The 14,273-nt window shown below is 64.0% G+C and carries 10 protein-coding genes; 7 read left to right on the top strand and 3 right to left on the bottom strand.

The window, feature by feature from the left end:
- The first annotated feature begins 34 nt into the window (after nt 1-34).
- The 3 genes from ilvD (PAQ31011_RS21270) (at nt 35) to PAQ31011_RS21260 (ending at nt 4,416) form a co-directional block, all read left to right on the top strand.
- Nucleotides 35-1,903 carry a dihydroxy-acid dehydratase gene (gene ilvD, locus PAQ31011_RS21270; RefSeq protein ID WP_150577693.1) on the top strand — a complete coding sequence of 623 codons (1,869 nt, stop codon included), beginning with the start codon at nt 35-37 and terminating at the stop codon, nt 1,901-1,903.
- Between the two features lie 222 nt (nt 1,904-2,125).
- Nucleotides 2,126-3,799, top strand: a complete 1,674-nt coding sequence (ilvD, locus tag PAQ31011_RS21265) for a dihydroxy-acid dehydratase (RefSeq protein ID WP_150577692.1) — start codon at nt 2,126-2,128, stop codon at nt 3,797-3,799.
- A 230-nt stretch (nt 3,800-4,029) separates the two neighbouring features.
- Nucleotides 4,030-4,416, top strand: a complete 387-nt coding sequence (locus tag PAQ31011_RS21260; RefSeq protein WP_246179711.1) for a c-type cytochrome — start codon at nt 4,030-4,032, stop codon at nt 4,414-4,416.
- Between the two features lie 20 nt (nt 4,417-4,436).
- Here the strand turns inward: PAQ31011_RS21260 and PAQ31011_RS21255 are convergent, their stop codons facing one another.
- Genes PAQ31011_RS21255 through PAQ31011_RS21245 form a run of 3 tightly spaced genes read right to left on the bottom strand, consistent with a single transcriptional unit; the run spans nt 4,437 to nt 6,732 of the window.
- Entirely contained in the window at nt 4,437-4,805 is a 369-nt protein-coding gene (locus PAQ31011_RS21255; RefSeq protein WP_174990223.1) for a DUF2486 family protein, read from the bottom strand.
- A 2-nt stretch (nt 4,806-4,807) separates the two neighbouring features.
- Nucleotides 4,808-5,224: a DNA polymerase III subunit chi gene (locus tag PAQ31011_RS21250; RefSeq protein ID WP_150577690.1), complete on the bottom strand. Its 417-nt coding sequence runs from the start codon at nt 5,222-5,224 to the stop codon at nt 4,808-4,810.
- On the bottom strand, nt 5,221-6,732 hold the full coding sequence (locus PAQ31011_RS21245) for a leucyl aminopeptidase (RefSeq protein WP_150577689.1): 1,512 nt from the start codon (nt 6,730-6,732) through the stop codon (nt 5,221-5,223). The genes PAQ31011_RS21250 and PAQ31011_RS21245 overlap by 4 nt, the downstream gene beginning before the upstream one ends.
- A 90-nt stretch (nt 6,733-6,822) precedes the next feature.
- Between PAQ31011_RS21245 and lptF the strand changes: the two genes are divergently transcribed.
- The 4 genes from lptF to PAQ31011_RS21225 all read left to right on the top strand — a co-directional run bounded on the left by lptF (nt 6,823) and on the right by PAQ31011_RS21225 (nt 14,215).
- On the top strand, nt 6,823-7,950 hold the full coding sequence (gene lptF / locus PAQ31011_RS21240; protein WP_150577688.1) for an LPS export ABC transporter permease LptF: 1,128 nt from the start codon (nt 6,823-6,825) through the stop codon (nt 7,948-7,950).
- Nucleotides 7,950-9,089: an LPS export ABC transporter permease LptG gene (gene lptG / locus PAQ31011_RS21235; RefSeq protein ID WP_150577687.1), complete on the top strand. Its 1,140-nt coding sequence runs from the start codon at nt 7,950-7,952 to the stop codon at nt 9,087-9,089. The genes lptF and lptG overlap by 1 nt, the downstream gene beginning before the upstream one ends.
- A 10-nt stretch (nt 9,090-9,099) precedes the next feature.
- Entirely contained in the window at nt 9,100-9,480 is a 381-nt protein-coding gene (locus tag PAQ31011_RS21230) for a sirohydrochlorin chelatase (protein ID WP_150577686.1), read from the top strand.
- Between the two features lie 376 nt (nt 9,481-9,856).
- Nucleotides 9,857-14,215: a dermonecrotic toxin domain-containing protein gene (locus PAQ31011_RS21225; RefSeq protein ID WP_150577685.1), complete on the top strand. Its 4,359-nt coding sequence runs from the start codon at nt 9,857-9,859 to the stop codon at nt 14,213-14,215.
- The last annotated feature ends 58 nt before the right edge of the window (nt 14,216-14,273 follow it).

Raw genomic sequence — 14,273 nt, 5'->3', positions numbered from 1 at the left:
CATAAGACAAGCTGTAGTTTCACGGAAGACGACCATGCCTCATTACCGTTCCCGCACCTCCACGCACGGCCGCAACATGGCCGGCGCTCGCGCCCTGTGGCGCGCCACCGGCATGACCGACAGCGACTTCGGCAAGCCGATCATCGCCGTGGTGAACTCCTTCACGCAGTTCGTGCCGGGTCACGTGCACCTGCGCGATCTGGGTGCCATCGTCGCCAAGGAAATCGAGGCAGCGGGCGGTGTGGCCAAGGAATTCAACACCATCGCCGTGGATGACGGCATCGCCATGGGTCACGGCGGCATGCTGTACTCGCTGCCGTCGCGCGAACTGATCGCCGACTCGGTGGAATACATGGTCAACGCGCACTGCGCCGACGCCATGGTCTGCATCTCGAACTGCGACAAGATCACCCCGGGCATGCTCATGGCCGCCATGCGCCTGAACATTCCGGTCGTGTTCGTCTCGGGCGGCCCGATGGAAGCGGGCAAGGTCAAGTCGGGCGACGGCCAGGTCATCGCCAAGATCGACCTGATCGACGCCATGATCAAGGCGGCCGACCCGAAGATCAGCGACGCAGAAGTCGCCGAAGTCGAGCGCAGCGCCTGCCCGACGTGCGGCTCGTGCTCGGGCATGTTCACCGCCAACTCGATGAACTGCCTGACGGAAGCCATCGGCCTCGCCCTGCCGGGTAACGGCACGATCGTGGCCACGCACGCCTGGCGTCGCGGGCTGTTCGAGCAGGCCGGCCGCCTCGTGGTCGATCTGTGCCGCCGCTACTATCAGGAAGAAGACGCCTCGGTCCTGCCGCGCAACATCGCCACCAAGGCCGCGTTCGAAAACGCCATGACGCTCGACGTCGCCATGGGCGGCTCGACCAACACCGTGCTGCACTTGCTCGCCGCCGCGCAGGAAGCGGGCGTCGATTTCAAGATGGCCGACATCGACCGCATCTCGCGCAACGTGCCGTGCCTGTGCAAGGCCGCGCCTGCGACCGACAAGTACCACATCGAAGACGTGCACCGTGCCGGCGGCATCATCGGCATTCTGGGCGAACTCGCCCGCGGCGGCCTGCTCGACACGTCGTGCGGCAACGTCCACAGCGGCACGCTCGGCAACGCCATTGCACAGTGGGACGTGACGAACAGCGCCAACGATAAAGCGCAAACGTTCTACAGCGCCGCCCCGGGTGGCGTGCCCACGACCATCGCCTTCAGCCAGTCGTCGACGTACCCGTCGCTCGACCTGAACCGCGAAGTCGGTTGCATCCGCGACAAGGAACACGCTTACACGAAGGACGGCGGTCTGGCCGTGCTGTACGGCAACCTCGCCGACAAGGGCTGCATCGTGAAGACGGCGGGCGTCGACGAATCGCAATGGGTCTTCACCGGCCGCGCGCGCGTGTTCGAAAGCCAGGACGACGCCGTGGACGCCATTCTCGGCGACAAGGTGCAGGCCGGCGACGTGGTCGTGATTCGCTACGAAGGCCCGAAGGGCGGCCCGGGCATGCAGGAAATGCTGTACCCGACGTCATACCTGAAGTCCAAGGGTCTGGGCAAGACTTGCGCCCTGTTCACGGACGGTCGTTTCTCGGGCGGCTCGTCGGGTCTCGTGATCGGCCACGCCTCGCCTGAAGCGGCCGAGGGCGGCACCATCGGTCTAGTGGAAGACGGCGACGTGATCGAAATCGACATCACGCAGCGCAAGATGCATCTGGCCGTGTCGGACGAAGAGCTGGCGCGCCGTCGTGCCGCGATGGAAGCGCGTGGCGACGACGCATGGCAGCCGGTGGGCCGCGAGCGTGTCGTCTCGCAAGCCCTGCAAGCCTATGCCGCACTGGCCACCTCCGCCGATCGCGGCGCGGTGCGCGATCTGTCGCAGCTCAAGCTCGGCAAGCGTGGTTAATATCGTCATCGCTTGAATCGTGAGCGGTGGCAGGCTGAAAGGAAAAGACCTGCTGCCGCTCACGCGCAATACAGCAGCATTGCATCAAGTGGCACGCCCTATGCATCTGGATGGTTCCGGACGGATGGGGATGCCACCGTCAGACCAGCGTGATACAACAACGCCTATGTGCGACGCTGCGACAGGACGTGGCGTGGCGCATCCCCACAGGAGAGAGACGTCATGGCATTCAACCGTCGTTCGCGCAACGTCACGCAAGGCGTGGCACGCTCGCCCAACCGCTCCATGTACTACGCGCTGGGCTACAAGGAAGAAGACTTCGACAATCCGATGATCGGCGTGGCCAACGGCCATTCGACGATCACCCCGTGCAACGCGGGGTTGCAGCGTCTGACCGATGCTGCGGTGGAAGCGATCAAAACCCATCAGGCCAATCCCCAGACCTTCGGCACCCCGACCATCTCCGACGGCATGTCGATGGGCACCGAGGGCATGAAGTACTCGCTCGTCTCGCGTGAAGTCATTGCCGACTGTATCGAGACGGCCGTGCAGGGTCAGTGGATGGACGGCGTGGTCGTCATCGGCGGCTGCGACAAGAACATGCCGGGCGGCATGATTGCGCTCGCACGCATCAACGTGCCGGGCATCTACGTCTACGGCGGCACCATCAAGCCGGGCAACTGGAAGGGCAAGGACCTCACCATCGTCTCCTCGTTCGAAGCGGTCGGCGAATTCACCGCCGGACGCATGACCGAGGCCGATTTCAAGGGCATCGAAAAGAACGCATGCCCGACGACCGGCTCCTGCGGCGGCATGTACACCGCCAATACGATGAGCTCGTCGTTCGAGGCGCTGGGCATGTCGCTGCTCTATTCGTCGACGATGGCCAACCCCGATCAGGAGAAGGTCGACTCGGCCGCCGAATCGGCGCGGGTGCTGATCGAAGCCGTCAAGCAAGATCTCAAGCCGCGCGACATCATTACGCGCAAATCCATCGAGAACGCCGTTGCGCTGATCATGGCCACGGGCGGCTCGACCAATGCCGTGCTGCACTATCTGGCCATCGCCCATGCGGCGGACGTCGAGTGGAGCATCGAGGATTTCGAGCGCATTCGCGCGCGCGTACCGGTCATCTGCGATCTGAAGCCGTCGGGCAAGTATGTGGCGACCGACCTGCACAAGGCCGGTGGCATTCCGCAAGTGCTCAAGATCCTGCTCGACGCCGGCCTGCTGCACGGCGACTGCATGACGATCACCGGGCGCACCATCGCCGAAGAACTGAAGGACGTGCCGTCGGTGCCGCGCGCCGATCAGCACGTGATCTTCCCCGTCGATAAAGCGCTCTACAAAGAGGGGCACCTCGCCATCCTCAAGGGCAATCTGGCGGAAGACGGCGCGGTCGCGAAGATTACGGGTCTGAAGAACCCGGTGATCACCGGCCCGGCGCGCGTGTTCGACGACGAGCAGAGCGCCATGGAGGCGATCCTGAGCGACAAGATTCAGGCGGGCGACATTCTGGTGCTGCGCTATCTCGGGCCGAAGGGCGGGCCGGGCATGCCGGAGATGCTGGCACCGACCTCGGCGATCATCGGCAAGGGACTCGGCGAGTCGGTCGGCTTCATTACCGACGGCCGGTTCTCGGGCGGCACCTGGGGCATGGTGGTCGGCCACGTGGCACCGGAGGCGTTCGTGGGCGGCACCATCGCGCTCGTGCACGAAGGCGACTCGATCACCATCGACGCGCACAAACTGCTGCTCCAACTGAATGTGGCGGACGACGAACTCGCAAAACGCCGCGCCGCGTGGAAGGCCCCTGCCCCGCGCTACACGCGTGGCGTGCTGGCCAAATACGCTGCACTGGCGCAACCGGCCAACAAGGGCGGTGCCACGGGCTGATCGGCTCGGGTGACGCACTGCCGCCGCGTCGGATCGCATCCGGCGTGAAGAAACGGCACGTCCCGCGATACGGCGGGCGTGCCGTTTTTCATGCGTCGTCGTGCCGCGCGGAATGGCGCGCTTGCCACCGTATAATGGCGCGTCGATGCATCTGCCCAAGTCGTCGTTCACAGACGTCCCTGTCATGCAGCCTCGCATCGGATTCCGTCAACACGGTCGGGGAGTATCGAATGAAGGGATTGGCCGGCGTACGAGCCGGGACGATGATGAGCCTGTGGCTGATGGTCGCAGCAACCGCCTTTGCCCAGTCGGGTACAAGCGCGACTCCAGAGACCGGCGCGCTCGACGCACGCGCCATGGAAAAGCTTGCCCGCACGCGCAACTGCATGACCTGCCACGCCACCGACCGGACGCTGCTCGCGCCGTCGTATCGCGACATCGCCAAGCGCTATGCAGGACAACCGGCAGCCGCCGACGAACTCGCCCGCTCCATCTCAGAGGGCAGTCAGGGAAAGTGGGGAAAAATTCCGATGCCTGCGGGTCTGCAACTCGCACCAGGTGAGGCGAACAGCCTTGCACGCTGGATTCTCGGGATGGCACCGGCCCCGCGGTCCTGACCGGACGACGGCTTCGCCGATCACCCTTGCGAGCGCACCTGTTTCGCGACTTCCTCGATGACGGCCTGCCGGATACGATCCGGCAGTTGCGCCTGCAAGGCGTCCGCTACCTGTTTGCCGATCAGTTGCACCAGCCACGACGTCTGATCGATCAGCGCGTCGTGACAACGCCGCTCCACCATCGTCGTGATCTCGTCGGCCAGTTGCAGCGTGAGCCGCGCGCTCACACGCTCGGCAAACACCGCGACATCGGCCGGCACACCCTGCTCCGACACCGGTGCGGCCGCCTGCGCGTCACCGACAACGCCCTCAGGCACCGCCTCGCCCTCGGCAAGCACTTCGGTCAGCGTGGGAATGCCGGGGTCGTTGCGCTCGGGCTCGTTCGTCACGGTCAACCTCGCTGGTCGTAGTTGTTCAGGGTGTAGCCACGATCACGGTAGAAGCGATAACGCTCACGCGCACCGGACAGATCGTCGGGCGTGTCGCCAATGATTTCCACCACCCGTTCGAACCGCGCGAAGTGCGTGGGCACGCGGTTCGCCAGATTCAGCATGACCTGATAATGCGGCGCTTCCTCGTCAGGCCCGGCCAGCACGACCGGCGTCTGGGCCGCGACCGGGTCGGCCGTGAAGCAATGCGGGACGAACTCCAGTGGCGAGAACGTCCACAAGGTCTGATCGAACGCCCGCAGCACGTCGGGCTCACCGACGACGACGAGCGCCTGCCCGGCCCCGTAGACCTTGCGCGCGAACCGGCACGCGTATTCGAGCCGGTCCGCCACATGCGTGTGAAAGTCGACGCGGGTCACCGGGCTTCGCGATCGAGCAGGAACTGCGTGAGCAACGGCACCGGACGGCCCGTCGCCCCCTTCGCCGCACCGCTCTTCCAGGCGGTACCTGCGATGTCCAGGTGCGCCCACTCGTACTTCTCGGTGAAGCGTGCCAGGAAACAGGCCGCCGTCACGCTACCGGCCGGACGCCCGCCGATGTTCGCCACGTCGGCGAAGTTCGACTTGAGCTGCTCCTGATACTCGTCTTCGACCGGCAAACGCCAGGCCGTGTCGCCCGTCGTGCGGCCGGCGGCCAGCAGTTCGTCGGCGAGCGCGTCGCTCTTCGAGAAGAGGCCCGAATTCACATGACCCAGCGCAATGATGCAAGCGCCCGTGAGCGTGGCAACGTCGATCACTGCCGCCGGGTTGAAGCGTTCCGCGTAGGTAAGCGCGTCGCACAGGATCAGACGGCCTTCGGCGTCGGTATTGAGCACTTCGATGGTCTGGCCGGACATGCTGGTGACCACGTCGCCCGGCTTCGTCGCCTGACCGCTCGGCATGTTCTCCGTGGCCGGCACGATGGCGATGACGTTGAGCTTGAGGCCCATCTCGGCGACCGCACGGATCGTGCCGAGCACCGAGCCCGCGCCACACATGTCGTACTTCATCTCGTCCATGCCCTCGCCCGGCTTGAGCGAGATACCGCCCGTGTCGAACGTCACGCCCTTGCCGACCAGCACGATCGGGGCCTGCTTGGCGCTACCGCCCTCATATTTGAGGACGATGAACTGCGGCGGCTCGACCGAGCCACGGGCGACCGACAGGAACGACCCCATCTTGAGCGCCTCGATCTGCTTCGGTCCGAGGATTTCCGACTTGAGCTTGAATTCGCGCGCGAGCTTGCGGGCGGTATCGGCCAGATAGGTCGGCGTGCACACGTTGCCCGGCAGGTTGCCGAGGTCCTTGGTGAGCGTCATGCCGTTGGCGATGGCCTCGCCCTGCTTGGCGGCCAGCTTGGCGGCCTTCAGATCGTCCGGGGCGACCGAGAACACGACCTTGCGCAGCACGGTACTGGACGCTTCGACCTTGCTCTTCATCCGCGTGAAGCGATAGGTCGCCTCGCGCAGGGCCAGCACCGAGGCACGCACGGCCCAGGCGGTATCCTGTGTGACGACCTTGGCTTGCGGCAGCGTCCAGAGCGCGTCCGTCGCGCGCGAGGCGAGCACGGCGCGCACGGCGGCACGCGTGGCTTCGTTGAAGCCCTTCTGCGAGAGCTGGTCTTCGCGGCCCAGACCGACGAACAGCACACGTGCCGGGCTCCAGCCGGCGACTTCGTGCAGCATCAGCGTGCTGCCGAGCTTGCCGTCGATTTCGCCGCGCTTGACCATGCGGGCGAGCAAACCCTTGCTCGCGGCGTCGAGCGCCTTGGCCAGCCCTGCGAGCGGCTGCTGCTCGAACACGCCAACCACCAGACATTCGGTCTTTGCATTGGCGAGACCGGCTTGGCCCGCCTTGGTCGAATCGAAGGCTTTTGTGCTAAAGTCCATCGCGCTTTCCTCGGGTAAAATTCGTACGAGCCGCAATTATCCGCTTTTTTCCGCGCTCGCCCAACCGCGAGAGCACCCAACCGTCATCACATGATTTTTCAGCGTTCCCTGCAGCGCGAGCTGAACTACACCGCCGGGGCCGTCTTCATGGTGCTGATCACCGTCATGCTAACGACGATGATGATCCGCATCCTGGGCTTCGCCGCGTCCGGGAAAGCCGATCCGCGCGACGTTCTCGTGCTCATCGGACTGGCCGTCATCGGCTACCTCGCCGTCATTCTGATCGTGACGCTCTTCGTCTCGATCCTGTTCGTTCTGACCCGGTGGTACCGCGATTCCGAAATGGTCGTGTGGTTTGCCTCGGGTCTGTCCATCACCGACTTCATCAAGCCGGTGCTGCGCTTCGCCACGCCCTATCTGGCCGTCATCACTTTCTGCGCGCTGGTCGCCTGGCCTTGGGCGAACCAGCAGATTTCGCTGCTCGAAGCCCGCTTCGCCCAGCGCGACGACGTCTCAATGATCTCGCCGGGCCAGTTCCGCGAGAGTGCCGCGAGCCATCGCGTGTTCTTCGTCGAGACGGTCTCGCCGGACGCCACCAAAGTCCATAACGTCTTCGTCTCCGGCACGGAAAACGGCAAGGTGAACGTCGTCGTATCGAAAGACGGTCACATCGAGACGGCCAAGGATGGCAACCGCTACATCGTGCTGGAAAAGGGCCGCCGCTACGACGGTGTGCCGGGCCAGCCCGACTATCGCGTGATGGAGTTCGAGCGCTACGGCGTGAAGATCGACAATCCGGCGACCGCGAGCACCGATAACACGCCGACCAAGGGCGTGCCCACCGCGCGTCTGTTCCGCGAAATCAAGAATCCGATCTTCCGCGGCGAAATCGTCTGGCGCGTCGGCCTGCCGTTGCTGGCACTGGCACTTGTGTTGCTCGCCATACCGCTGGCCTATCAGAATCCGCGCCACGGACGCACCGTCAACCTCGTCATGGCCGTGCTGATCTATCTCGGCTACACAAACCTGCTGAGCTTGTCGCAGGCGTGGGTTGCGCAGGAACGTCTGCCGCTGGCCATCGGCGTGTGGCTGCTGCATGCACTGGCACTGGCGGTCATCGTGCTGCTTTATGTGCGACGCGTGCGTTTTCGCGGGCTGTTCGGCCGCCGCCGTAACAACGGTTCCGGCGCGGTGCGTGCGTCGGGAGGGGCTCGCTGATGCGCGTCTATGAGAAATACTTCGCGCGTCAGATCTATCTGGCGTTCCTGTTCGTCTTGCTGGCGTTCGTCGGGCTATTCGTCTTCTTCGACCTCGTGAGCGAACTTGGCGACGTGGGCCGGGGCGGTTACCGCTTCCAGCACGCGCTGGCCTATGTGCTGCTGTTCGCGCCGCAGCGCATGTACGAAATCATTCCGGTCGCATCGCTGATCGCGGCCATTTACGTGTGCGCTCAGCTCGCCGGGAATTCGGAGTTCACGATCTTTCGCGTCTCGGGTTTGTCCACCGGACAGGCACTGCGCTCGCTGCTCAAGATCGGTTTCCCGATTGTGCTGGTCACGTTCGTCATTGGCGAGTACGTCGCGCCGAGCGCCGAACAGCTTGCGCAGAAGATCCGCCTCGAAGCCCTCGGCAGCTCGGTCTCGGCAGGCTTTCGCTCGGGCGTGTGGGTGAAGGACACCGTCGATCAGGATGGCAATCGCATCACCCGCTTCATCAACGTCGGCACGCTCAACCCCGACAACACCATTGCGGATGTTCGCATCTACGAGTTCGACGCGAAGCTGCGCCTCGACAGCGTGCGTCTGGCCAAGCTGGGCCAGTTTGCCCCGCCCAACGCCTGGAAGCTGACGGATGTGTCGGAGACGGTCTTCAGCGCCATCGACGACACCTCGGCCAACAACGATCCGCTGCGTGCGCTGGTGCAGAGCAAGCAGGTGCACATCGACTCGGTGCAGATGCGCTCGGAACTGACGCCGCAAATCCTGTCCGTGCTGATGGTCTCGCCCGACAACATGGCGATCGGCAGCCTCTACAAGTACATCGGCCACCTGAAGGAAAACCAGCAGAACACCGATCGCTATAACCTCGCGCTCTGGCAAAAGCTGCTGTACCCGTTTGCGGTCTTCGTGATGATGGCGTTGGCCCTGCCATTCGCCTACCTGCACGCCCGCGCCGGGGCCATCGGCCTGAAGGTGTTCGGCGGCATCATGCTCGGCATGAGCTTCCAGTTGCTCAACAACCTGTTCTCGCATCTGGGTCTGCTCAACACCTGGCCCGCGTGGTTCACGGCGGCGTTACCGTCCCTGCTCTATCTGGTGCTCGCCATCGGGGCGTTGCGCTGGGTGGACAAGCACTGAGGAAAGGTCGATGCACGGCAAACCCGACGTCGTTCTCTTTGCTCACGGCTCGCGCGACCCGCGCTGGGCCGAACCGTTCGAGCGTCTGCGCGACAAGCTCATCGCGCAGCGCCCGGACGCCGGTGTCCGGCTCGCGTTTCTCGAACTCATGACACCGAATCTGGCCGACGCCGTCGCCGATCTCGTCTCGCAAGGCAGCAACAACATCACCGTCGTGCCGGTGTTTCTCGGGCAAGGCGGTCATGTCAGACGCGATCTGCCCGTGCTGGTCGACGCCTGCCGCGCCGCCCACCCCGGCGTCGAGCTGCAGGTGAGCGCCGCCGTCGGCGAAGACGACACCGTGCTCGACGCACTCGCCAGGTACTGCGCAAGCGAGCTGGACAAGCGCTGAGCGCGCTCACATTCCTCACGTCCGCACGACGTCTTTCCCGCAGCCCCGCGCATCGCCGGGCACCTCGCTCATCTCCGTTCCGATTTCTCCCAGACGGCGCAACTTGAACGAAAACTGCAAGTTGCCGCCCCTCGTCGCCCGGAATCATTCGCCCTAAGCCACCGGCAGATTCATGCGCGTCCGACGCCGGTCACGTCATTGCACGGTCGTCCGCGACGGGAGTTCAGGGATGCTTTCAGGCGCAGCAAATGCATCGGCCGCATCGGGCCAGATAACGATTTGCCGCAGCGATGTGCCGGACACTCGGTGTCGCCCGGCCCCCGGCACGCCCGATCGTGTCGCCCGTTTCGGTCATCTGTCGTCGCAGGCATGTGCCATGCTCGACGAATCTCCCGAATCGCAGGCCGCGCTGGGCCTCATGCTGCGGCTCACGGAACAGTGCATCGCGCCAGCAGATCTCGATGCACTGGACGATTGCCTCATCGAAGGCTTTGCCGAGCGTTTCGAGACGTCGCCACTAGAAGCGACCTATCTCGTCGACACCCTGCCCGACGCGCTTGCCACGAGAGGACAGGGGCTGACTGTCGAGGACATCTGCCGCGCGCTGCTTAGCCCGGTCGGGCGGCAAAACTTCGAAGCGAGCCAGGCGCGCCGGGTGAGTCCCGAGCCCGAGGCATCCAGGTTCGGCGGCACGTGGCACCGTTACTTCTCCGTGTGGCGATCATTCGTCGTCGAAGCGTGGCAGGACTTTCTGATGCTGGGCTCCGGCGCGCGCGCCTCCGTAGGTCCGTCTGCGTTTGTTCCGACGCAGGGCACTGCGACCTCACCCGCGCTGGATTTCACCCGCTCCGGAAAGACCGGCTATCTGCTCGCGCTGCTTTACGCCACGTCGGCCAATCGCGGCGAGCGACGTGCGCCCCCGACGAGACTCCAGGCCGTCACGACACCGACACCATCAACACAACTCGCGCTCGACGGCCACGCCCGTCTTATCGCCCCCGAGTCATCGATTCTCGATCGTCTAGCCACAATGCTCGATGCGTCACTGGGACACGCCGCGCATCTGGCGAATGCGGTGGGGCCGATGGTGGTCGCTGCGTCCGCAACGCTCGAACGCCTGACGTCGATCCCTCCGCTGATACTCCCCGCCACTGAGGCGGCGTTTCTCCCCCCGTCTCAGCACGTCGTCGTGACAAATCGCCCGGGCGTCACGCTGGCACCTGCCATGCACGACATGCCGCCGTCTCCCGCCATGCAAAGACTGATCGACGTTGCCCGAACGTGGCGCAACCGTGAGGCATCGCACGAGGCGCTTTACACGTTGCTTTCCCCTCTCCTGACATTTGCCGCGCCGCCGAGCGAAAGCACACTCCTCGAATCGCTTATGCGCAACGCAAGCGAGTTCGATGGGTACGACCTGAACGATTTGAGGTTGCGACGCCACGCGCCGATCAAAAACGAATCGCAAATGCAACGCGTGACGTACTGGCGTTTGCCCGACGCGGCACAGCGCATCCGCTCTGGTGAGCTGAATATCACCAGCGCGGATCAGGGGGTGAGTTTTGCTATTGCGATCGAGACAGCGACGGGGGCGATACGCGAAACTCAGCCACTCATGTCGTCCGAACGATTCGACGCACTTATCCAGCAATGGCAGACGAAGTGCAGCGCACGGGCGGCCGAGACATGGCAGGTGTCGTATGCGCTCGCATCACTCGCGAAGTCTGATCTCATCGACGCCACCGCGACATCACTCGCCACCAGCGACCTGACGCTCGCGTACAACAACGGCCTGATTTCAGACGAGGCCCGCTTACTCGGTTACGCAGCCCTCGCGAACATCTCGCTGGCGGACAACCCTGCGGACGCACCCTTCTTCTCCCATCGACTCGAATTCACCTTGCAGCGTGACGGACGCGATCATGTCGTGGCACCCGCCGGCACCTGCGTCATCGGCGAGCCGTCAGGCAATGGCACGACACTGCTCTATCTGAAAGGCGATGTCGCCGCGTGGCGCGCGTACCGGTCGCCAGTTGCGCTGCTCAGCGCCATCGATGAGGATGCCTCCGGATTACGCACAACCCTGTACGATCGGCTCCCGCTGCCGTTGCGTCAATGCGCCGTCACTAGCTCGCCGACGGTAAAACTCGTACGCAAACCGGATCAGTTACCGCTAACAGTCGTGACAAGCACCACGCTGGACGTGATCGCGGCAGACGGCATCCATCGTCGCGCCAATCCCGCGACCGGTCCACGCGTCGCGCACTACCTCCAATGGCTGACCGGCGCGGGTAGCGATGCAACGTCCGTCGGACTGCACCGATTTCGCGAACAGACGCTTGCGGCAAGTCTGCCGTTGCCCGGTCGGCCGATCGACATCTCCCTGCGCGACATTCATAAGATCGGACACATCGAAGTGCTCAGGCACGACCTGTCGATGGCGATTCCGCAGATGCGCCAACTCGCTCGTCAGCATCTTTCCGAGCGATTGGCAGCGCTGGGGATTCAGCCTGCCGACCCCGACGAGATCTTTCTCAGAACCCGCCGGCGTGAAATGCGATCGCTGACCGATGTCTTCCTTCATCCCGCGATGCAGGTCGACACCGTGATGAGCCAGCCTTTGCTCGTGCATCAGAAACTAGGCCAGTTCCAGGTTATCCGGCAGCCGCCGTCGAGCGAAGGCGAGCCTGGCAAACCCTATGTCGCGCAGGGTGTTCTGGGCATGCAAGCCACAGAGGGCCTGCAGCGCAAGCTCGATATCGCCGCCGACCACTTCTGGGAAACGTCGCGCCGCGATGTCCGCAAGGTGCTCAAGTCCGAATTCATCGCCCAGGTCTGGATGCATCGAGCGGCGCGCGACATGCCGACCGACCATACGCACATTGCATCGCGCATCGCCGGCCCGATCAAACTCGGCCGGTTGGGCGACTCGGAACTCGCACATGAAATCGAAGATCCGGATGTCGTGCGGGAATGGCTGACCGTCAGTGGCAAGAAGACATCGCTACTGAGCGTGTCGATGACCGATCGCCCGCATTGCCTGCTACTCGCGCCCTATCCCGAAGGCCTGCGTGTCTATGGCTTCGATGACCGCGAGCGGCTGAGCAAGTGGTTCGACAGGCAAGTGCAGAGCGAGACGACGCGCCAGCGCATCGCTGCGACACTTGTGGCCGCGCCGTCCGACGCCAACACCGCATGGCTCGCGACGGCGTCGCTGGACGAGGCGGGCGTGCACGACACCGGCCCCTTCGACACATTCACCGCTGTAGCGGCTGCGTACGAAGCGCGACAGGTCCACCTATCGGGCCGAAACAGCACCGATGCGTCGCGTCCGCTCCTCCAATTCATGGATACGTTTGCGAAGATCGATCTCGCGTGCGGCGTCGGCACGTGGTTTCTGCCTTCGGCGCGCGCCGTCAGTCTTGCCTACTCTGCGGCCGACGCAGCGATAGGCACTGCTGCCATGACCGTCGGGTTTCTGGACGAAGATTCGGAGTTGATGAAGCAAGGCTGGCATTCGCTCACGTCCGCCATCGGTGCGCAAGGTATCGCCGCGGCAAGATTCAAGTCGATGCTCCTTCTGACCGGCGACGCGCGCTACAAGTACTTCGTCACGCAAGCGCCGCGTGCCAGTGAAGCGGTGATTGCCGGTCTTCATCGCACTGCCGGCCGTTTCTATGCCGCCATCGACGCCGACACCCGCGCGTATCTGACCTTTGACGCGTCGACGGGCTTCTTTCGCATGGCACCGGCGGACGCCAAAGCGGTTGCAGGGGTAGACGCACCGTACATGGCGCTGTTGCCCGGTGGCCGCTGGCATGTCGTCACACAAGACGAAATGCTGACGCCGATACTCGACGAGCAGAACATCGCGTGGACCATCGATCAGACGTTTCGGGCGCGTTACGACACGTGGTTCAGGGCCCACGATCCTGTCTATGAAGCGGCGCGAAGTGAAGCCGAGACTGTCGCGCTCCCGGCCGACACCACACCGTTGCCCTGGCAACTGCGCCTGCGCAAGCTCGAATACCTGGACGCCTCCGTGACGGATCCCGCAGCGCTGGGCACGCTCGCCGGGCGCGTGGATGCCTTACAGAACGCGGTGGAAGCCGAAGAACTGGTTTCGGTCAGCACGTTGGCTAAGGACGCCAGGCTGATGGGGGCGCGATATCTGGCGATCACGCAACGCCCACGCATCTACACCGGCAATGTGCGCCGGGGGCTGTTGCGTGCATCCGCGCTGGTGCCCATGCGTTACCAGGTCGACGCCATAGCGAGTGCGTTCAATCGGCGCGCTCAATGGCCGCCGGAAGCGTCGGCCCAGTTCGTTAGCGACCTGAGCGAGTTAGGCAGCATGAGCATCGACTATTTGTGGACGCGCAGTCTCTCGCTCGGCATTGCAACACTCGATACGCTGTTCGATGGTCCACGAGACACCGTACGCGCTTTCGAGATCACGGCAGGCACCCGTCAGTTGCTGCTAGGCAGGCGGCATCGGGCGTTGGGTGGCATCGAGTACTACTTCGTCGATCCCGCAATGGGCATCGTCGCGCATCGTGACTTCGGCGGGTTGCTAAAGCTCGTGCGCGCCCATCTGAGCGCATGTGCAGACGAATACGAGCTTGCCCGCGAGGGCACGGCGTACTTCGTCGACACGAAGGAAATCGACGTGACCAAGCTGGGAAAGCGGCGGCTCTCCCGCACCGTGCCGATACGTTTTGCGCTCCACCTCTGAGGGGTTCGCCTCGCATTCGCCACAGCTATCGCCAAATTCCGGATCCCAAATTCCGAAG

Origin of the sequence: Pandoraea aquatica, from assembly GCF_902459565.1 — a bacterium.
Lineage (GTDB): Bacteria > Pseudomonadota > Gammaproteobacteria > Burkholderiales > Burkholderiaceae > Pandoraea > Pandoraea aquatica.
Note: the sequence above shows the minus strand (reverse complement) of the source record. Positions and strands in the feature narration are given on the sequence as shown.

Bases quoted from the DNA above. Each gene is read 5' to 3' on its own strand.
- lptG (WP_150577687.1), top strand. From the start codon at position 7,950: ATGCGCGTCTATGAGAAATACTTCGCGCGTCAGATCTATCTGGCGTTC.
- ilvD (WP_150577693.1), top strand. From the start codon at position 35: ATGCCTCATTACCGTTCCCGCACCTCCACGCACGGCCGCAACATGGCC.
- PAQ31011_RS21245 (WP_150577689.1), bottom strand. From the start codon at position 6,732: ATGGACTTTAGCACAAAAGCCTTCGATTCGACCAAGGCGGGCCAAGCC.
- PAQ31011_RS21260 (WP_246179711.1), top strand. From the start codon at position 4,030: ATGAAGGGATTGGCCGGCGTACGAGCCGGGACGATGATGAGCCTGTGG.
- lptF (WP_150577688.1), top strand. From the start codon at position 6,823: ATGATTTTTCAGCGTTCCCTGCAGCGCGAGCTGAACTACACCGCCGGG.
- PAQ31011_RS21230 (WP_150577686.1), top strand. From the start codon at position 9,100: ATGCACGGCAAACCCGACGTCGTTCTCTTTGCTCACGGCTCGCGCGAC.
- PAQ31011_RS21225 (WP_150577685.1), top strand. From the start codon at position 9,857: ATGCTCGACGAATCTCCCGAATCGCAGGCCGCGCTGGGCCTCATGCTG.
- ilvD (WP_150577692.1), top strand. From the start codon at position 2,126: ATGGCATTCAACCGTCGTTCGCGCAACGTCACGCAAGGCGTGGCACGC.